Source organism: Winogradskyella pulchriflava (assembly GCF_042434315.1).
In the GTDB taxonomy this organism is placed as follows: domain Bacteria; phylum Bacteroidota; class Bacteroidia; order Flavobacteriales; family Flavobacteriaceae; genus Winogradskyella; species Winogradskyella pulchriflava.
Genome location: NZ_JBHLTQ010000005.1, coordinates 25,882 through 47,283, shown reverse-complemented (window position 1 = coordinate 47,283; position 21,402 = coordinate 25,882). Strand labels below are relative to the sequence as shown.

Below are 21,402 nucleotides of genomic sequence, written 5' to 3'. Positions count from 1 at the left end.
AGAATTTATATCACTATTCTAAGAGGTTGTAATGTATATTATTCCTCTGAAGGCACAAACTTTAAGGCGGCTCCATTAATGCAATGACGTTTGCCAGTAGTTTCTTTTGGGCCATCATTAAATACATGTCCTAAATGCCCACCACAAGTAGCACAATGCTCTTCATCTCTTGTATAACCAATTTTGGTATCTGTTCCGTAAGCTACGTTTCCTTCAATTTCTCTATCAAAACTTGGCCAACCTGTACCAGAATCGAATTTATGCTCGCTTTTAAACAAAGGTGTATCACAGCCAGCACAATGATAGGTGCCTTTTTTGTAGTTTTTGTTTAAAGGGCTAGAATAAGGACGTTCTGTACCAGCTTCTCTTAAAACATAGTATTGTTTTTCTGTAAGTTGGGCTTTCCATTCGGCTTCAGTTTTTGTTACCGGATAAGTTTCTTTTTCTTTTGTTTCATTTTTTTGTGCTGAAGAATTACAACTAAAGCACAAGGTTATTAAAAGGATTAAGATGCTATTTTTCATAGTATTTATTTTAAATAAAGTTAGTGTTTTCTTAGTTATAACAGTATGTTTTGATTTAGCTTTATAGTTTAGCCTTAATTGTTACACTTGTTATTAAATTATTATTAGTGTATAAATTAACTCACATTTTAATTTAAAAATTTAATTTTAAATTGTAAATTGATTGTTCAATTAATTGATCGATACCAGAGAGTTATTGGTCTCAATTTTTTCAAAACCTTACAGACCAACCGCAATGAAAGCACTTTTTTTTACAAGGGAATTTCCTCCATACGTATATGGTGGAGCAGGAGTACATGTTGAATATTTAGCCGCAGAATTGGCAAAATTAATGGAAGTAGAGGTGCGTGCTTTTGGAGATCAGGACATTACAACTGAAAATTTAAGCGTTCAAGGATATCCTTTTGATAATTCTAATTTTGATAATGCAGACGAAAAATTAAAGGCAGTATTCAAAACATTAAGTACAGGACTTTTAATGAATTCGGATGTCATTGATGCAGACATAGTGCATTGTCATACGTGGTATGCCCATTTTGCTGGTATTATGGCAAAACTTTGTTACGGAACACCATTGGTAATAACAACACATTCCTTAGAGCCATTACGACCATGGAAACGTGAGCAGTTAGGAAGAGGCTATGATGCATCATCTTGGATAGAAAAGACAGCTATTGAAATGGCAGATTGTTTAATTGCAGTTTCCGAAGAAACAAAAGAAGATGTTTTAAAGCATTTTAATGTTGATGAAAGTAAAGTAGAAGTTGTATATAATGGTATTGATTTAGAACAATATGTTGTTGTTGAAGAAACATCAGTTTTAGATACTTACAATATAGATAAAAACAAGCCCTATGTTTTGTTTGTAGGAAGGATTACACGTCAAAAGGGAATCATCCATTTGGTAAATGCTATAAAATATTTAGATAAGGATATACAAGTCGTTCTATGTGCAGGAGCACCAGATACTAAAGAAATAGGTAAGGAGATGGAAGATGCAGTAAAAGAGGCTTCAAAAACGAGAGATAATATTATTTGGATTGATAAAATGCTCGATAAAAAAGATGTAATTCAATTGTATTCGCATGCAGATGTATTTTGTTGTCCTTCTATTTATGAGCCTTTCGGAATTATTAATATTGAAGCTATGGCTTGCGAAACAGTAGTTGTTGCAAGTGCAGTTGGAGGTATAAAAGAAGTTGTGGTAGAAGGGGAAACAGGATTACTTATTAAACTAGAACAACAAACATCTGCACCTTTTGAGCCTGTTAATCCAGATCAGTTTTCAAGAGATTTGGCAGCAGGTATTAACAAAGTCATAAATGATAAAGAACTGAAAAATAAAATGGCAAAAAACGGCAGAAAACGTGTTGAAGAATTTTTTGATTGGCGAGCCATTGCAAAACAAACAGAAGCTATATATAAATCTCTAATAGGTAAACAATGATAAACGACAAAGTCTTAAGTATAATTCTTGGTGGAGGCCAAGGTTCAAGGTTATACCCGCTTACGGAAAGCCGCTCAAAACCGGCAGTTCCAATTGCTGGGAAATATCGATTGGTAGATATTCCAATTTCAAATTGTATTAATTCAGATATTAAGCGCATGTTTGTGTTAACACAGTTCAATTCGGCTTCTCTAAATAAACACATAAAAAACACCTATCATTTTAGTTTTTTTAGTTCAGCTTTTGTTGATGTATTAGCTGCAGAGCAAACAATAAAAAGTGATAAATGGTTTCAGGGAACTGCAGATGCAGTACGTCAAAGTATGCATCATTTTTTGCAACACGATTTTGAATATGCCCTAATATTATCTGGTGATCAATTGTATCAAATGGACTATAATGAAATGATTGATGAGCATATTAAAGCTAAAGCTGATATTTCGGTTGGTACATATCCTGTAAATGCCAAAGATGGAACTTCGTTTGGTATTTTGAAAACAGACGATAACAATAGAATTACATCGTTTGTTGAAAAACCACCTGCAGATGTAATAGTAGATTGGAAGTCAGAGGTAAGCGATGAAATGAAAGCTCAGGGACGAGAATATTTGGGTTCTACCGGAATTTACATTTTTAATAGAGATTTACTTGTGAAGCTAATGAATGATGAAAGTACTGTAGATTTTGGAAAGGAAATCATTCCACAAAGTATTGACAAGTATAAGGTAATGAGCTATCCGTTTGAAGGCTATTGGACAGACATTGGTAACATCGATTCGTTTTTTGAAGCTAACCTTGGCTTAACAGATGATATTCCACAGTTTAATCTTTACGATTTAGACAATCGTGTCTATACGAATGCACGTATATTACCAACGTCTAAAATTTCTGGTACGAATTTAATTAGAGCTGTTATCGCTGAAGGATGTATAATCCATGCATCTACCATTGAAAAGTCTGTAATTGGTATAAGGTCTAGAATAGGTAAGGAGTCCACTGTGATAAATACTTATATGATGGGTAGTGATACGTACGAATCTTTAGCAGATATAGAAGCTAAAAAAATTGATGTTCTAATAGGTATTGGTGAACGTTGTTTTATAAAAAATGCTATAATTGATAAAAATTGTCGCATTGGTGATGATGTAAGGATAAATGGAGGGCCACATCTTAAAGATATGGAAACAGATAAATACGTTATAAAAGAGGGAATTGTAGTTGTTAAAAAAGATGCAGTAATACCTGCAGGAACTATAATTTAAAAGGCCTTACAACTTAATTGTATAGTAATATAAAAGACCAAAATAGAACTATTTTGGTCTTTTAGTTTTATATCAATTTTTTAAGTAATTCTCTTACTTGCTCAGCATCCTTTACTTGATATTTTGCTTTAGTCTTTGTAAAGCCAACTTTAATGGTGTAAGCAGAGTCTGGTGCTTCTTCAAACATATATTCATCCGTCCAATCATCACCTAATATGGAAATAAAGTCGTAATCTTCTTCTAACAACAATCGGTTCACTACACGTCCTTTATTGACATTACTACTTTTAATCTCTATAACTTTATTTCCTTGTAGAATTGATAAGCCGTTGTTAGATACCATACTGGTTAAAACCGTGTTGAGTTCTAGAGTTCTGGTTTTGGCAAGTTCAGGATCTGCTGTTCTGTAGTGCCAAGCTAATGAGTATTTTTTTGTTTCTATAAAAGTTCCTGGCGTTCTATCAACAAAAGTTTCTAAAATAGGTTGTAGATTTTGCATCCAATCTGTTTTTACCCGTTCTAGAGCAGTCCATTTATTGTTTTGGTAAATCCATATACCATGGTCTGTTACTAAATTGTATGATTTATCACCAAACCATTTCTGAAACGTAGCTTTATCTCTACCACTTATTAATACGACTGTGGCTTTTTCTTGAAGAGAATCTAAGAGTTTGTAGAGCTCTTCATCTGGTGAAGCATCTTGTGGATTGTCCTTAAAACCAACCAAAGTTCCATCATAATCTAAAAGTAATAATCTCTTCTTTTTAGATTTAAAGTCTTCTATCAAAGCACTTTCATATTCACTTGTAAGCTTTTTAGTGATATTGTTGCTTGTTACTTCCTTTGTTTTCTTTAAAGCTTTTAAAAATTCTTCTGCCCATTTTTCAACATCATAACGTTTTAAACGCTTTTGCAATAATTTAATCCGAGTTTCTTGCTCATTTAAGGGCATTGTTAGTGCAGTGTTAAGGCTTGCGGCAAAATCTTCATAACTATTAGGGTTAATTAGTAAGGCCTCATTCATTTCTTTAGAAGCTCCAGCCATTTCGCTTAAGATAAGCACACCGTTACCATGAGTTCGAGTAGCAACGTATTCTTTAGCAACCAAGTTCATGCCATCTCTAATAGGAGTGATTAATGCAACATCGGATGAGATGTATAGATCAATTAAATTTTCAAATGGTAATGATCTGTAAAAGTACCATATAGGAGTCCAGCTAACAGTCGCAAATTTTCCATTTATTCTACCAACTAACTCATCTGTCTCACGCTTAAGTTTTTGGTATTGAGGTACATTAGAGCGAGACGGTACTGCTAACATCACCAATCTAACCTTTTCCTTATATTGCGGATAAGTGTCTAAAAAATATTCAAAAGCTTTTATTCTATTAGGAATGCCTTTGGTGTAATCCATCCTATCAATAGATAGAATCAGTTTTTTATCATCTACAAGATGTTCTTCTAATCGCGTTCTGAGCTCTGATTTTTCGTAAGAATCGCTATGATGTTTTAAAGCAGCATTATGAAATTTGCTATAATCAATTCCCATTGGAAATGAATCAACTTTAATTATTCTATCGTGAAAGTTTATCTCATTAAAATTAACATCTAATCGTAATATGCGTTTAACTGAACTTAAAAAATGACGTTCATAATCGTAAGTGTGGAATCCTAATAAATCCGCACCCAACATACCAGTTAAAATCTCTTCACGCCAAGGAAATGTTCTAAAAATTTCATACGAAGGAAACGGAATATGTAAAAAGAAGCCTATTGTGGTATTAGGTTTCTTTTCTTTTATGAGTTGTGGTAAGAGTAATAATTGGTAATCGTGTACCCAAACGGTATCACCATCATTTAAATTGTCAATTACAACTTCTGCAAATTTTTCATTTACACGCTTATAGGCTTCCCATTCTTTTTGCTCAAAATTGGTGTATTCCATAAAATAATGAAACAACGGCCAAAGTGCTCTATTGCTAAAACCTTCATAATATTCTTCTATATCTTGTGAAGTGAGTGGTACGGAAACACATTTTTCTTTTTTTATTTTATTCTGAACTTCTCTTGATAATTCCGGATTTAATTCATTCTCAGGAATACCAGACCAACCAACCCAAATTCCATTACCTTCAGAGTGAACAGACTTCATACCAGTTGCTAAGCCACCAACACTAGGCGAAACTTTTAAGGAATTGTCATGGATTGAAACTTGAAGAGGTAACCGATTTGAAACAATTATAGTTTTATTCATAAAGATAATTTGTGTTAACTGCTAGAATTTTGTTAATTTAAAAAAAATAAAGAACCTTTCACTTCAAAAATCAAATAGTTTATGGATAATTTAGATTATGGTATAATAGGTAACTGCAAAAGTGCTGCTTTAATTTCTAAAGATGGATCTGTAGACTGGTGCTGTTTACCACAATTTGATTCTCCTTCAGTATTCGGAAAGCTATTAGATGATAAAATTGGTGGATCTTTTGGGTTTAAAGTAGATGATAGCTATCAAATTAGTCAGCAATACATTGATAATACCGTAATACTCGTAACTAAGTTTAATAATGGCTTGGATGCTTTTGAAGTTAGAGATTTTATGCCAAGATATTACAAGGAGACTGGCGCATATAATGCACCACCAGAATTTGTTAGGTATATTAAACACTTATCTGGTAAACCTTCGGTAAGAGTTATTTATAACCCTAAATTAGAGTATGCTAAAGGTGAGACATCAACATATGTAAAGAATGATTTTGTTGTGAGTTTAACAGATAATGAAGCTTTTGACACCTTGTTTTTATATACAGATCTAAATAAAGAAAAAGTTGTTAAAGGTGAAGAGATCGCAATAAAATCAGATCATTTTTTCTTGGTAGGTTATCATGAGAAGTTGTTTACACCAACCCTTGAAAATATATTTTTAGAATACGAGCGTACTAAAGTATATTGGCTTAATTGGATGGAGCGTACAACAACGTTCAAAAGCTACAACAAACAAATAGCACGTAGTGCAATGACGCTTAAATTATTAAGCTACGATAAAACAGGTGCTGTATTAGCAGCAGTTACAACGTCTTTACCAGAAACTATTGGTGAGGTCCGCAATTGGGATTACAGATTCTGTTGGATACGTGATGCATCAATGGTAATTAAAGTGATGTCAACCATGGGACATAAAAACATGGCAAAGCGTTACCTTAAATTTATAATCAGTTTAATACCAGATAAAGATGAGAAACTTCAGATTATGTATGGTATTAATGGCGAGAAACAATTAACCGAAGAATTTTTAGAACATTTATCTGGTTATAAAGATTCGAGTCCTGTGCGAATTGGTAATGCAGCATATAAGCAAAAACAAAATGACATCTTCGGAATATTAATGGATATGATTCATCAATTATTGCTAAACTTTAGCAATGATATTGAAGACGGAGAAGATTTATGGAATATAACCAAAGGTATTGTTTGGGTTGTAAATAAGCATTGGCAAGAACCGGATAAAGGGATTTGGGAGTTTAGATCAGAAGATCAACATTTTACATTCTCAAAGGTTTTGTGTTGGACAGCCGTAGATAAAGCTATAAAGGTTGCAAAATTACTAGGGAAAACTAATAAACTTGCGCGCTGGCAGTTGTTAGAAGAAGCCATTAAAGAAGATATTATGGTCAATGCATGGAGCGATAAAGCAAAAGCATTCACCCAATCTTATGGATCAGAAGATTTAGATGCCTCAGTTTTATTGATGGAATCCTACGGTTTTATTGATGCTAAACACCCAAAGTACGTCAGTACAGTAAAAGCAATAGGTAGAGAATTGTCTAACGATGGTTTACTGTATCGCTATAAGAATCAGGATGATTTTGGATTACCATCATCTTCTTTTACAATCTGTACTTTTTGGTATATTAATAGTTTGTATAAAATAGGAGAAGAAAAAAGCGCTGTCGAACAATTCGAGAAACTTTTATCCTATAGTAATCATTTAGGTTTATTTAGCGAAGATTTAGATTTTAAAACAAAACGTTTATTAGGAAACTTTCCTCAGGCTTATTCTCATTTAGCATTGATTGAAACCGCAATAAATCTCTCTAAAGTCACTAAAGATGAAAAGGTAAAGGATATTTTGTCGTAATCTTTATACGATATCTTTTCAAGCCATAGAGAAAATATAATATTGCTTATTTTCAATTAAATATTTAATTCGTAATAACGCAGTACTAATTGTTCTAAATTTTACTAAATTCGACATTATAAAGAAAATTATTATTAAAAATGCAAAACCAAGAACGTGTTGTCATAGATTATGTGTCCCCTCAGATTAACTGCGGAGAATTTTTTATAAAACGTATTATAAACGAAATCGTAAATGTAGATGCTCATGTTCTGGTAGATGGACACGATGTTATTGCTGCCTCAGTTTTGTTTAAACACGAAAAAGCAAAAAAATGGAATGAAGTAAGGATGCATGAAGTCGGTAATGACGAATGGAAAGCGTCCTTTTCTGTTGAAAAACAAGGCTTCTATAGTTATAAAGTGCAAGGTTGGGTAGATTACGCTCTCAATTGGCAACATGGTATAGATAGAAAAATTGACGATAATCAACATGTAAAATCAGAATTACTTGAAGGAGTTACGTACTTAGAGCCGTTAGTAAAGAAAGCAACTAAAGAAGAAAAAGACTATTTAAACTATTGTATTGATTGTTTTAAAGATGACAAAAAATACAACGAGGCAATTAAAGAAGCTATGAGCTCTAAATTGCATCACATTTTTACAAAATATCCAGCAAAACATCTTGCTAATGAATCTAAAGAACTTCAAGTTTATGTAGATAGAAAAAAGGCGAGATTCAGTACTTGGTATGAGTTTTTTCCACGTTCGGCCTCAGAAACTCCTGGACAACATGGAACATTCAAAGATTGTGAGCGACTTTTACCGCGAATTGAGCAAATGGGATTTGATGTTTTATACTTTCCTCCTGTTCATCCTATCGGAGAAGTGAATAGAAAAGGAAAAAATAATACTACAGAAGCTAAAGATGGAGATGTTGGTTCAGCTTGGGGAATTGGCTCCAAACATGGTGGACATAAAGATTTACATCCACAACTAGGTTCGGTAGCAGATTTTAAAGCGTTAATCAAAAAAGCTAAAGCACACAATATTGAAATTGCAATGGATTATGCTTTGCAAGCAGCACCAGACCATCCTTGGGTAAAATCGCATCCAGATTGGTTTAAATGGAGACCAGATGGAACCGTACAATATGCTGAGAATCCACCAAAAAAATACCAAGATATTCTTCCAATTTATTGGGAAAGTAAAGACTATAAAAATTTGTGGAAAGAGTGTTTAGATACTATGTTGTATTGGATTGACTGTGGTATAAACGTTTTTAGAGTAGACAATCCACACACTAAACCTTATTATTTTTGGAACTGGCTTATTGCCGAAGTAAAGAAAAAGCATCCAGATGTATTGTTTTTAGCCGAAGCATTTACAAGACCAAAAGTGATGCAGCAATTGGCAAAGCAAGGTTACACGCAATCATACACGTATTTTACTTGGAGAAACTCTAAGCAAGAATTTATAGAGTATCTAACTGAATTAACACAAACCGACCAGCGAGAATACATGCAACCGAATTTCTGGCCAAACACACCAGATATCAATCCATATCATTTACAAGGTGCAAACGAAGCAAAGTATTTACAACGCTATGCTTTGGCTGCAACACTTAGTTCTAGTATTGGTATTTATGGACCTGTGTTTGAGCAAATGATAGACGATGCCATTCCTGGGAAAGAGGAATACTACATGTCCGAAAAGTTTGAAGTAAAACATTACGATTGGTTTAAGGTTAGTAAGTTAACTTTGTTGATTTCAAAAATAAACGCAGTACGTCATCAAAACGAAGCTTTACAGCAAACCAATAATATTAAATTCTTAAACATTCAGAATGATAATCTTATTGCGTTTTATAAATGGAATGAAGCCAGAACTAATGAATTATTAATCATCATAAGTCTAGATCAATATTATGCACAGCAAGGTAATGTGCAGTTACCATTAAATGATTTGGGAATTGGTGCAGGTCATCGCGTGCAAGTACAAGATTTAGTGACTGCAAGTAGTTATAATTGGTATAACGAATGGAATTATGTAGAGTTGCATCCAACCTTACCATTTCATATCTTTAAGATACATAAGTAAAATGACTAAAAAGGTGACAAAAACAACATTTCAAGCTCCTCTCAATTTTGATGAAAAATGGGAGGAACTCCTAGAGAATAAGGATTTTATTAAAGTGTTTTTGTCAGATGTGTTAGAAAATTATATCATTAAACAACGATGGTATGGAGGTAAATCTAGTGTACTAAAATATATAGAACTTGCGGAATATTTTAGAATTCAAAAAGAAGGTGAAGTTTATTACGGACTTATCCTTGAGGTGAATTTTATTGAAGCGTTCTATCAACATTATTTTCTGCCAATAGCGTTTGTGTCTGATGAAAATTTTGCAAAAGACGATCGTATTTTACCGATAAGCATTCAAAATCAAGAAGGTTTTATAATTGATGCCATAAATCTTGAGGCGTTTAGAAAAGTAGTTTTTGAGCGAATTCTTACAGCAGTTCCTAAAGATAAAACTCGAGTTCGTTATCACAGAAGCGAAATTTTTACGGGTTGTAGATATGAGTCCTCTCGATATATGGGAATGGAACAAAGTAATACTTCTATTGTCTATAACGAAAAGTATGTATTGAAGTTTTTTAGACGAATATATGCAGATCGCAATCCAGATTATGAGATGAGTCGTTTCTTATCTGATAAAAAGGATTTTAAAAATACACCAGCTTATTTGGGAAGTATTCAGATTAAAGATAGCGACAATACCAATATTACCATTGGTTTAATGCAAGAAATGGTTGAAAATCAAGGAGATGCTTGGGAGTACATGCTTAAGGAATTACATAAGGTATTTTCTAATCTTGAATATAAGAGTATAAAAATTTCTGAATTACCAAGAACTGAAGATTTTGGTCGTTTGGGTATAAGAGATGTTCCACCACAAATTATTGATTGGGTTGGTTTAAATGTGTTTACAAAAATTCAAACATTAGCTAAACGAACTGCAGAAATGCATATTGCTTTAGGAAGTGAATTTGAAGACACCTCTTTTACACCAACGCACTTTAATGGAGATTACACAGTTTGGTTAAAAAATAGATTGTTATATCAGTTTCAGAATAGATTGAATGCTGTTGAAAATAATTTACATAAACTTGATGGCTTAGCATTAGAATTGGCACATGAGTTTTTAGAAAAAAAGAATATCATTCGTAAACGTTTTGTAAATTTTGATTGGACGAAGTTAAAAGGTGAACGTATTAGAGTTCATGGTGATTATCATTTAGGTCAGGTCTTAGTAAAAGACGATGATTTTTATATTCTAGATTTTGAAGGTGAGCCAGAAAGCACTATTAGAGATCGAAAAGTAAAACAACCACCATTAAAGGATATTGCAGGATTATTTAGATCGTTTCATTATGCGATATATGCAACAATATTCAACAATATTAACTTATACAAGCAGGAACAAGAACAACTATTTGAAGCTGGTGAAATACTTTATCAGTATTTAAATAATGTGTTTTTAGAAACGTATATTTCAAAGGTTCAAGAGGCAAATCTTAATATAGGTTACAATCAAGAGCGTATTTTTTTACTTAAATATGCAATATTAGAAAAAGCAGTTTACGAACTAGGCTATGAGCTTAACTCACGTCCTCAATGGGCAGTCATTCCATTAAAAGGAATTTCAAATATAATTAACAACTAATTTATGGCAAATGTAATTGCACATAGTCGTTTTACAGATTTCGACATCAATCTTTTTAAATCTGGTAAACACTATCGTTTATACGAAAAATTTGGATCTCACATCACTACGATAGATGGAGTAGAAGGAGTTTATTTTGCTGTTTGGGCTCCAAGTGCAAAAATGGTTTCAGTTATCGGTGACTTTAACTTTTGGGTAGAAGGTGAGCATAAATTAAATGTGCGTTGGGATTCTAGCGGAATATGGGAAGGTTTTATTCCTGGTGCAGGAAAAGGCAGCAAGTATAAATACAAAATACAAAGCAACAATAACGATATTAAAACCGAAAAAGCAGATCCTTATGCCAGACGTTCTGAGCATAATCCTAAAACAGCTTCAATTGTTTGGGATGAGCCGTACACTTGGAAGGATAGTAAATGGATGAAAAAGCGTAAAAAGCATAATGCTCTAGGCGCACCATTTTCGGTTTACGAAGTCCATTTAGGCTCTTGGAAAAAGAAGGTAGAAGAAGGTCGGTTTATGTCTTATGTTGAAATGGCTGATGAATTGGTTGCCTATGTTAAAGACATGAATTTTACACATGTTGAGTTGATGCCAGTTATGGAATTTCCTTATGATCCATCTTGGGGTTATCAGGTTACAGGTTATTTTGCACCAACTTCACGATTTGGTTATCCTGAAGAATTTAAACTTCTAGTAGATAAATTACACCAAAACGATATTGGTATTATACTCGATTGGGTACCATCACATTTTCCTGAAGATGCTCATGGACTTGGTTTCTTTGATGGTTCTGCTTTGTACGAACATCCAGATCCTAGAAAGGGTTATCACAATGATTGGAAGAGTTTAATTTTTAACTATGGTCGTAACGAAGTCAAATCTTTTTTGATTAGTAATGCAATTTTCTGGTTAGACCAATATCATGCAGACGGTTTACGTGTTGATGCGGTAGCATCCATGTTGTTCTTAGATTACAGTAGAGAAGATGGTCAATGGGAGCCAAATATGTTTGGTGGTAGAGAGAATTTGGAAGCCATGTCGTTTTTAAGAGAAATGAATGAGGCAGTATATTCCTCTTTTCCAGATGTGCAGACCATTGCAGAAGAATCTACAGCATTTCCAATGGTGTCTAAGCCAACTTTTATGGGAGGTTTAGGTTTTGGTATGAAATGGATGATGGGCTGGATGCACGATACGCTTCAGTATTTTGCTAAAGAGCCTGTTTACAGACAGTTTCATCAAAATGATTTAACCTTTTCTATGACCTATGCATTTACAGAAAATTTTATGTTGCCTTTAAGTCATGATGAGGTGGTTTATGGTAAAAAGTCCATTTTAGGTAGAATGCCAGGTGACGAGTGGCAACGTTTTGCGAATTTAAGATTGCTATACAGTTATATGTTTACACATCCTGGAACCAATTTATTGTTCCAAGGAGCTGAATTTGGACAAAGTGGAGAATGGAATTTTGAAACTAGTCTCGATTGGCATTTGTTACAGTATGATCCTCACAAAGGTGTACAAGAATTAATCAAAGATTTAAATAAGCTATACAAAAGCCAACCAGCCTTATTCGAAAAACAATTTTCGGCTGAAGGTTTTGAATGGATAGATTACAACGATTCTAAAAATTCTGTATTCACATATATAAGAAAAGGAAATGATGAAAAGGACGATTTAATTATTGCGTGCAACATGACGCCTGTTCCTAAAGAAAAGTACAAATTAGGATTACCAAGAAAAGGGAAACTAAAGGAAGTATTTAACAGCGATTTAAAAAAATACTTTGGAAGCGGACAATACAAGAATAAAATGAAGACTACAATAGCAAGTGCGTGGCACTTTAGAGATCATTCTATAGAAATTGATATTCCACCATTAGGAATGGTAGTTTTTAAGTATTCAAAGTAAATAGTGCTATCTATAAATCAAAAGACCTTTCAGACTAAAAACTGAAAGGTCTTTTTCTGTTTTTTAATTAAACTATTTTCAAAATAAAGTTGTTAAATTCACATAATAGCAAAAAATCAACCCGAAAACGTTATAGTTAACAACAATTGGTAATATGGCATGAGAACCCTTTCAGAAGTTCTATTTTTTCCGTTTTTTTGTCAGTGGTTTTGCCTAAAAATTAACCTATGATTGTAAATACAGAATTAGAAAATAAAGGGAATTTATTTCCTTCAAAAATAATAGACTTTAAAAAGGATGTAGATAAATTATACTTCTCTACAGACAATGATGTTATACTAGAGCTTACTGTTGTTAGAGATAGTGTACTTCGTTTTAGATATACTACCGTTGGTAATTTTGATAATGATTTTTCTTATGCAATAACCAAATATGCAAGTATTGGTTATAATAAGTTAGAAATTGAAGAGAAAGAGGATAGTTATGAAGTAACAACGTCTAAGTTGCGTTGTGAAATTTCAAAAGAAAGCTTAAGAGTCTCTATCTATGACGCTGTTGATGGTGTACTTATTAACCAAGATGAAGGTGGTTTTCACTGGGAAGAAAGCTATCAATATGGTGGTAATATTGTAAAAATGAGTAAGGTTTCTAATGATGGTGAGAGTTATTATGGACTTGGAGACAAGCCCAATCATCTAAATCTTAAAGGAAAACGTTATAATAATTGGGTAACAGATTCTTATGCTTACGGAAAGGATACAGATCCTATTTATAAAGCAATTCCGTTTTACACTGGTTTGCATCATGGTAAAGCTTACGGTATTTTCTTTGATAATACATTTATGTCTTCATTTGATTTTGCACATGAACGCAGAAATGTAACCAGCTTTTGGGCACAAGGTGGAGAAATGAATTATTACTTCTTCTATGGTCCAAAAATGAATGATGTTGTAGAAAGTTATACAGATTTAACAGGAAAACCACATCATTTGCCACCACTTTGGGCTCTCGGTTTTCATCAATGTAAATGGAGTTACTATCCAGAAAGTAAAGTAAAAGAAATAACATCGACCTTTAGAAAACTTCAAATTCCTTGTGATGCTATTTACTTGGATATTGATTATATGGATGGTTTTCGCTGCTTTACATGGAACAAGGAATATTTTCCAGACCCAAAACGTATGGTAAAGGAACTGATGGAAGATGGGTTTAAAACCGTTGCCATTATTGATCCAGGAATTAAAATAGACAAAGACTATTCTGTTTTTAAAGAAGCTTTAGAAAATGATTATTTCTGCAAGCGAGCAGATGGCGATTATATGAAAGGGAAAGTATGGCCTGGTGAATGTTATTTTCCGGATTTTACAAATCCTGAAGTAAGAGACTGGTGGTCTGGCTTGTTTAAAGAACTTATAGAAGACATAGGTGTAAAAGGTGTTTGGAATGATATGAACGAGCCTGCTGTAATGGAGGTGCCAAATAAGACCTTTCCAGATGATGTACGTCATGATTACGATGGTAATCCATGTAGCCATAGAAAAGCCCATAATATATATGGTATGCAAATGGCTAGAGCAACTTATCAAGGTTTAAAGAAATATTCCTATCCAAAACGTCCATTTGTAATTACACGTTCGGCTTATTCTGGTACACAGCGTTATACGTCAACTTGGACAGGAGATAACGTGGCAACTTGGGAGCATTTGTGGATTGCAAATATCCAAGCACAACGTATGGCAATGTCTGGGTTCTCTTTCGCAGGAAGTGATATTGGAGGTTTTGCTGAGCAACCTCAAGGCGAGTTATTTGCGCGTTGGATACAACTAGGTGTTTTTCATCCATTTTTTAGAGTACATTCTTCAGGTGATCATGGAGACCAAGAGCCATGGGCTTTTGATGAAGATGTAACAGATATTGTAAGAAAGTTTATAGAAATTAGATACCAACTATTACCTTATTTATATACGGCATTTTGGAACTATGTAGATCATGGAACACCACTTCTAAAATCTTTAGTGTTATTTGATCAAGAAGATGTGCAAACCCATTATAGAACGGACGAGTTTATCTTTGGTGAGCAAATATTGGCATGTCCTGTATTAGAATCTAATGCAAAGGGCAGAAGAATGTATATACCACGAGGAAAATGGTATAATTTCTGGACGGATGAAATCGTTAAAGGTGGTAAGGAAATGTGGGTAGATGCAGATATTGACAGTATGCCGATATTTATTAAAGAAGGTGCCATAATTCCTAAATATCCAATTCAGCAGTATGTTGGTGAAAAAGAAATAAAAGAAATCACTTTAGATGTTTATTACAAAAAAGGTAAAGAAGAAAGTGAACTATTCAGTGATGCTAATGATGGTTTTGATTATACAAAGGGGAGGTATAGCTTAAGAAACTTCACGTTAACAGGACGTTCTAGCGAATTAATCATAAACCAATACAAAGAAGGAAAGTTTGTAACAGATTACGATACTTTTAATATTCAAATTCATGGTTTACCATTTGATATTGTAGAAGTTCAATTAGATAATGAAAAAATAGCTCATAAAAGCTTAAAAGTGAATGGGATAGATTCTATCACAGTTCATAAGAATTTTTCTGAGTTACATATTATAGGAAATAACTCTAAAGCTTAGTGACTTAAAGTTTATTTTGGTGTCTAAATAAAAGCGGACTGATTTTTGTATTTTAGTAATTATAAATTTTAAAACCATTAGCTATGAACATAAAAAAAATAGTATTAGCATTAGGAATTGTTGCTATAATAGCATCTTGTGCAACGAATCCTTTTACTGGTAAAAAAACAATGGCATTTGTATCCAACGACCAGCTATTTCCAGCGTCTTTTGCACAATACAATCAAGTATTAACGGATAGTAAAGTCATTACTGGGACTAAAGATGCTGAGATGATAACACGTGTTGGTCAGCGTATTGCTGTAGCAGCAGAACGTTGGTTAAATGCTAATGGTCACCAAGGTTATCTTGATGATTATAAATGGGAGTATAAACTTATTGAATCAGAGCAAGTAAATGCTTGGTGTATGCCAGGTGGAAAAATTGCTTTTTATACAGGGATATTACCAATAGCTCAAAATGAAACAGGGGTTGCTGCAATTATGGGACATGAGGTAGCACATGCTTTAGCAAACCATGGTCAGCAACGTATGAGTTCTGGGATGTTACAACAAGCAGGTGGAGTAGCTGTTGCAGTTGCTACAGGAAACGAATCAGCGGAAAAGCAACAAATGTGGATGCAAGCCTATGGACTAGCGAGTAATGTTGGTGGTATGTTACCATTTAGCAGAAGTCATGAAACAGAAGCTGACAAAATAGGTTTAATATTAATGGCTGTTGCAGGTTATAATCCTGATGAAGCTGCTGAACTTTGGAAGCGTATGAAAGCTAATAGTGGAGGACAGGCTCCGCCAGAGTTTTTAAGTACACACCCAAGTAATGATACAAGAATTCAGAATTTACAGGCACTTGCACCAAAAGCTAAGTCTGAAGCTAAGAAGTTTGGTGTAACAACATTTAGACCTATTAATTAATACTAAGATTAAATAATATTTAATACTTTAGAAGCTGCTCAATAAGAGCAGCTTTTTTTTATTTCAATATTATGGGAGAACTTAAAAAAGGAAGTAAAAAACTTCTCAATGCTTGGGCATTTTACGATTGGGCAAATTCTGTTTATACACTGACTATTGCGTCTTCAATCTTTCCTATATTTTATTCAGCATTATTTCTTTCAGAAGTCAAAAAAGTAACAGCTTTTGGGTACGAGTTTAAAAGTACTGCACTCATTACTTTCGTAACAGCATTTACATTTTTGGTAGTAGCTGTGTTGTCTCCAATTTTATCTGGTATAGCGGATTATGTAGGTAATAAGAAGAATTTTATGAAATTCTTTTGCTATGTCGGTTCAGCTGGTTGCATTGGGTTGTACTGGTTTAGTTTAGACCGAATACATTTAAGTCTTTTGTTTTACTTTATGGGCTTAATTGGATATTGGGGAAGTTTAGTCTATTACAACTCTTATTTGCCAGATATAGCTTATGAAGAACAGCAGGATAGCATTAGTGCTAAAGGGTTTAGTTTAGGTTATATAGGTAGTGTACTACTTTTAATAATAAACCTTGTAATGGTCATGAGCCAAGATAATGGTGAAGATAAAATGCAGATGATGCGTTACTCATTTATAACTGTTGGTATTTGGTGGGCTTTATTTAGCCAATATACCTTTTACATACTACCTAAGGGATCGTCTTCTGGTCATAAAGTAACAAAATCAGTTGTTTTTAATGGTCTAAAAGAATTGAAAGGCGTGTGGGTTCAGCTTAAGAAAAACTTAAGATTAAAACGTTACCTCTATGCTTTTTTTGTTTTTAGTATGGCTGTACAAACCATAATGCTTGTTGCTGTGTATTTTGGTGAAGAAGAGATTGCTTGGGGAAGTGACGATGCGAAAACGACAGGACTGATTGTGAGTATTTTGGTTATTCAGCTAGTTGCAATAGTTGGGGCAATTTTAACTTCAAGAGCTTCGGCAAAATTTGGTAATATACAAACACTTATTGCGGTCAATTTTATATGGATGTCTCTCTGTTTTTATGCCTATTTTATGGAAACACCTGTTCAGTTTTATATTGCGGCTTCTTTGGTTGGTTTGGTAATGGGAGGTATTCAATCTTTAGCTCGATCTACCTATTCTAAATTTTTACCAGAAACAGAGGATACAACATCTTACTTTAGCTTTTTTGATGTTGCAGAAAAAATAGGAATTGTTATTGGTATGGTAATTTATGGTTTTATAGACCAAATTACAGGAAGCATGCGTAATTCAATTCTGTTTTTATTTGTATTCTTTTTAATAGGTATTATTTTACTCTTTAGAGTTCCAAAAGAATAAATCCAAAATTAATTCTTAACTTTATCATGCTATGATAAAGAGACACAGGTTACTATATGTTTATATGGTGCTTCTTTTTGGTTTAAGTTGTCACGATGAACCTTATGAAGGAGACTTTCCTACAGAAAATAATGCCTGCCTTTTGGCTGAACAAGCTACTGCAGATGCGGCAGCAAGTTTTGCAATGGCATCAGATGACAATTTTAGTTTGTTCTGCCAGATATATAGAGATGCTTTAGAAAATCAAATAGAGATTTGTGGTGATGGAGATGGATCTTTGCAACTATTGCTGGATAATCTTGGAAATTGTAGTGATGAAGATTTATGTGCTGAAGCTATTGCAGCTACAGAAATTGCTCAAAATAACTACGAAAATGCTACAGACAACAATTCTGAGGCGCTTTGTAATGTATATAAAGACGCACTTATGTATCAAATAGAAGTTTGTGGAGATGATAGTCTTTTGCAGGCTATATTAGAGGAATTGGGTGATTGTGAATCTGAGTTTGTAGATACAGTTGGTACATGGAAACTAGTCGGTTGGGTAACAAACGTTTTAAGAGATATAGATAATGACGGAATTGTTACCAACAATTATTTAGATGAGATAGATTGTTATGACAATGAGACGCTTACTTTTAATGCAGATGGAACAGGAACACTATTTTTAAGATCACGAGCAGATATTACCTTTACACCTCTAAGTGGTCCTCAAGGTGGTGAAGACTTTTTTGTTGACTGCTACTCAATAAGTGAAGACGTCCCTTTTTCTTGGGTACAAAACGCAAACTCTATTACTTTTACACTAACAGATGGCACAGTCTCTAATTATTTTAGAAATGGAAATTCTCTATATGTGGCATTCGACGATGGCTTTTACGCAACAAATACAGAAGATAGTAATTCTGTAATTGTAGAGCGTGTAACTTTTGTGTATTATAAGATTTAGGTTCGTTTTTCTATAGTGTTGATTATAAATCGACAACTATCTTAAACTACTTTTAAGATGAATGGCAAAATGGAAAGTTGATTTTGAAACTGGGACGAAATAAAAAAAGGACAAGCAAACGCTCATCCTTTTTCAATTTTGGTTGATTTAGTTTAGTCATTAACTACTCACTTTTCCAGAGCCAGTAACCTTAGTATCTTTGGATGTTGGATTTCCTGAGTATTTTACATCTCCAGAACCTGTAATCCTTACTGTTAATTCACCATTACAAACTACATTTGCAGAGCCAGAACCTGTAATTTTTGCCACAACATTAGTGCTGTCTAAATCGCTGCCATTAAAATCACCAGAACCAGTAACCTTTACGGTTAAATTTGTTGCAGAACCATCTAACTCAATATCTCCTGAGCCAGCAATACTACTTTCTAATGAATTGGACTGAGCATTTAAGCTAATGTCTCCAGAACCTGCTAATGCTACTTTTAATGCATCTGCTTTAATAGTGCCAGTATTTTTTAAGTCTCCAGAACCTGCAAGAGCGACATAATTTATAGACTCATAAGGAATAGTTACTACAATAGTTTGGCTTGGCTTTAGGCTAACTCCATTTTCAACTTTTACAATAAGGTTATTGTCTTTTACCTCTGTGATAATATAATCCATAAGGTTAGCATCTCCTTTAATGGTAATTTTGCCTTCAGTGCCTGGCACTAACTCAAAGTCCATTGAACCGGCTGCTTTTATGCCATCATAAGAACCAGTTGATCTGGTAATTGTAGTGATATTATTATCACCTTTAATTTTCTTTCCATTTCCCCATTGTGCACATGATAGCGTAGTGCTTAAAAGAAAAACTAATACTGTAATTGATTTTAATAGTTTCATCTGTTCGTTGGTTTTTATTGATTGATATTTAAAGTTTTTTGAAAGTCACACTTCCATATTCAGAATTTATTTTAACCATGTTACCAGAGTTCTGAGAGCCATAATAACCTTTGTATTTTTTGTCTGTATGATCTACTTCTTTACTTGTAAAGTTAAAACCATCAGACTCTCTTAATGAGCCATATTCTAGGTCAATATCAAAATTAAAGTTATAGTCAGAATCGTGTCCAATGGTAATACCTACATAATCTGTGGCAATATCAATATTCTTTGCTTTAGATGCTATGCGTTCAATTTTTATTGAACCATAATCAGCTCTTAGTTTTACATTCTTAAACACATTTCCGAGACGTAAAGTTAAATAGTCGCCATTGCCATCTAAGTTGTTGATGTTATCAATTTTTAAAGATCCATAGTCACAAGAATAGTTAACATTTTCAGACACTTCAATTATAGATTTAGTATAGTCGGCTCTAAGTGTTAGGTTTTTTGTTTTTGCAACTGTAAAACCACTGTAATCCGCTCTAATTTCGCCACTTTTTATGTATTCAAAATAGCAATTGTTACTGTAGTCAAAATAGATTTTATTATTATCTGCCATAAGCTCTTTGGTGGTTATCTTACCATAATCGCATCTTAATGTTGCAACACCTTCAAGCTTATCTAAATTTATTGAACCATAATCGTTGCTTAAATCCACGTTGTTGGTCATTGGCATTTTTATACGGTAATTCACTTCTATTTTAAGGTTTTTGTCACCACTCCAGTTCCACCAAGATTTCTTTTTGTTACTAAATTTGGTAATCGCAGAAACAATGTTTTCAGAATTAGAAAAATCAATATTGATCTCGTTTAGTCTTTCTTGTACTTTATCTGAGTCGCTACCAGTAACTTTTATAGTAATATCAAAGTCGATTTTGTTTTCGTTCCACGTTACTACATCTAAGTTTCCGTAGCTATTATTCACTTTTAAAGTACTGTTTGATGATACGTTAAAAGATTTTTTAATATTCTTTTCTTTTGTTGTTTTAGAACCAATGCCATTAGTTGCTAATAACATAGCAGGCATTAGTAATAGCATAAATGCCAGTTTAAATTGTATTTTTAGTTTCATCGGTGTTGATTTTTAATTGTTTAACATCTTCTATTTGTTCTAGAACCATATTTAAAATGTCTATTCTACTTTGAAAGTTTGAAATCATCGCATAAATAACACGTTGGTCTTTTCCGCTTTCAGTTAAATCTGTTTTTAATTTTTGGTATTCAGTTTCTAATACTTGAATTTGTTCTAAAGCATCTGTAATAATTTGCTCAGTTAAAGGAGAACGTTCCTTATTTAATTTCTTCAGTTCATTTTCAATCGTAGTGGTAAAAAAATCTTGAGTTTTTGACATTTCTGGAGAAACACTTGCTAAGTCTAAAACTTCTGGATCGGTTTTAAGTGCCATAAAAAGCCCTAAACATATCACTACTGAAGCCGCAATAGACAAGAAAGGTTTCCAGTTAATACCGGATGATTTGTTACTATCATTTAAAGCAACATCATTAGCTTTTAATTTTTCTAAAAACCGTAATTCGTGATCTTTTATGGGTTCGTTGATATCAAACTCACCTTTTAGATTATCAAATAATTCGTCAATAGTATCTTTTTGCATAGC

Annotated in this window: 15 protein-coding genes; 10 read left to right on the top strand and 5 right to left on the bottom strand. The window is 33.4% G+C overall.

From position 1 onward, the window contains the following. Positions 1-38: 38 nt before the first annotated feature. The gene (msrB, locus tag ACFFGA_RS09690) at positions 39-524 is read right to left on the bottom strand and encodes a peptide-methionine (R)-S-oxide reductase MsrB (protein ID WP_386063126.1); all 486 of its coding nucleotides are present in this window, start codon (positions 522-524) and stop codon (positions 39-41) included. A 235-nt stretch (positions 525-759) separates the two neighbouring features. Here msrB and glgA point away from each other — a divergent pair, with 235 nt between their 5' ends. After that, the gene (glgA, locus tag ACFFGA_RS09685) at positions 760-1,971 is read left to right on the top strand and encodes a glycogen synthase (protein WP_386063123.1); all 1,212 of its coding nucleotides are present in this window, start codon (positions 760-762) and stop codon (positions 1,969-1,971) included. After that, positions 1,968-3,233 (top strand): glucose-1-phosphate adenylyltransferase, encoded by a 1,266-nt coding sequence (locus ACFFGA_RS09680; protein ID WP_386063120.1) that lies wholly within the window; start codon positions 1,968-1,970, stop codon positions 3,231-3,233. The genes glgA and ACFFGA_RS09680 overlap by 4 nt, the downstream gene beginning before the upstream one ends. A gap of 67 nt (positions 3,234-3,300) precedes the next feature. On the opposite strand, the gene ACFFGA_RS09675 is transcribed toward ACFFGA_RS09680, so the two are convergent. Then, positions 3,301-5,487: a bifunctional alpha,alpha-trehalose-phosphate synthase (UDP-forming)/trehalose-phosphatase gene (locus tag ACFFGA_RS09675; protein WP_386063117.1), complete on the bottom strand. Its 2,187-nt coding sequence runs from the start codon at positions 5,485-5,487 to the stop codon at positions 3,301-3,303. A gap of 81 nt (positions 5,488-5,568) precedes the next feature. Between ACFFGA_RS09675 and ACFFGA_RS09670 the strand changes: the two genes are divergently transcribed. From ACFFGA_RS09670 to ACFFGA_RS09635, 8 genes are all read left to right on the top strand, one after another. Beyond that, positions 5,569-7,368: a glycoside hydrolase family 15 protein gene (locus ACFFGA_RS09670; RefSeq protein WP_386063115.1), complete on the top strand. Its 1,800-nt coding sequence runs from the start codon at positions 5,569-5,571 to the stop codon at positions 7,366-7,368. Positions 7,369-7,508: 140 nt separating this feature from the next. Further along, the gene (locus ACFFGA_RS09665; RefSeq protein WP_386063112.1) at positions 7,509-9,446 is read left to right on the top strand and encodes an alpha-1,4-glucan--maltose-1-phosphate maltosyltransferase; all 1,938 of its coding nucleotides are present in this window, start codon (positions 7,509-7,511) and stop codon (positions 9,444-9,446) included. 1 nt (position 9,447) lies between these two features. Further along, positions 9,448-11,076, top strand: coding sequence for a trehalose synthase (locus ACFFGA_RS09660; RefSeq protein ID WP_386063109.1), 1,629 nt, complete (start codon positions 9,448-9,450; stop codon positions 11,074-11,076). Between the two features lie 3 nt (positions 11,077-11,079). Further along, positions 11,080-12,990 (top strand): 1,4-alpha-glucan branching protein GlgB, encoded by a 1,911-nt coding sequence (gene glgB / locus ACFFGA_RS09655; protein ID WP_386063106.1) that lies wholly within the window; start codon positions 11,080-11,082, stop codon positions 12,988-12,990. Between the two features lie 227 nt (positions 12,991-13,217). Further along, positions 13,218-15,635: a glycoside hydrolase family 31 protein gene (locus tag ACFFGA_RS09650; protein WP_386063103.1), complete on the top strand. Its 2,418-nt coding sequence runs from the start codon at positions 13,218-13,220 to the stop codon at positions 15,633-15,635. Between the two features lie 83 nt (positions 15,636-15,718). Beyond that, entirely contained in the window at positions 15,719-16,549 is an 831-nt protein-coding gene (locus ACFFGA_RS09645) for a M48 family metallopeptidase (RefSeq protein ID WP_386063100.1), read from the top strand. A 71-nt stretch (positions 16,550-16,620) separates the two neighbouring features. After that, a complete protein-coding gene (locus ACFFGA_RS09640) occupies positions 16,621-17,910 on the top strand; it encodes an MFS transporter (RefSeq protein WP_386063097.1) in 1,290 nt (429 codons plus the stop codon). Positions 17,911-17,941: 31 nt separating this feature from the next. After that, positions 17,942-18,859, top strand: coding sequence for a hypothetical protein (locus ACFFGA_RS09635; protein WP_386063094.1), 918 nt, complete (start codon positions 17,942-17,944; stop codon positions 18,857-18,859). Between the two features lie 159 nt (positions 18,860-19,018). Here the strand turns inward: ACFFGA_RS09635 and ACFFGA_RS09630 are convergent, their stop codons facing one another. From ACFFGA_RS09630 to ACFFGA_RS09620, 3 genes are read right to left on the bottom strand one after another with little or no spacing between them, the layout of a single operon-like run. Beyond that, complete coding sequence (locus ACFFGA_RS09630) at positions 19,019-19,744, bottom strand: head GIN domain-containing protein (protein WP_386063091.1); 726 nt, start codon at positions 19,742-19,744, stop codon at positions 19,019-19,021. 28 nt (positions 19,745-19,772) lie between these two features. Then, a complete protein-coding gene (locus tag ACFFGA_RS09625) occupies positions 19,773-20,858 on the bottom strand; it encodes a hypothetical protein (RefSeq protein ID WP_386063088.1) in 1,086 nt (361 codons plus the stop codon). After that, positions 20,836-21,399 (bottom strand): hypothetical protein, encoded by a 564-nt coding sequence (locus ACFFGA_RS09620; RefSeq protein WP_386063085.1) that lies wholly within the window; start codon positions 21,397-21,399, stop codon positions 20,836-20,838. The genes ACFFGA_RS09625 and ACFFGA_RS09620 overlap by 23 nt, the downstream gene beginning before the upstream one ends. Between the last annotated feature and the right edge of the window lie 3 nt (positions 21,400-21,402).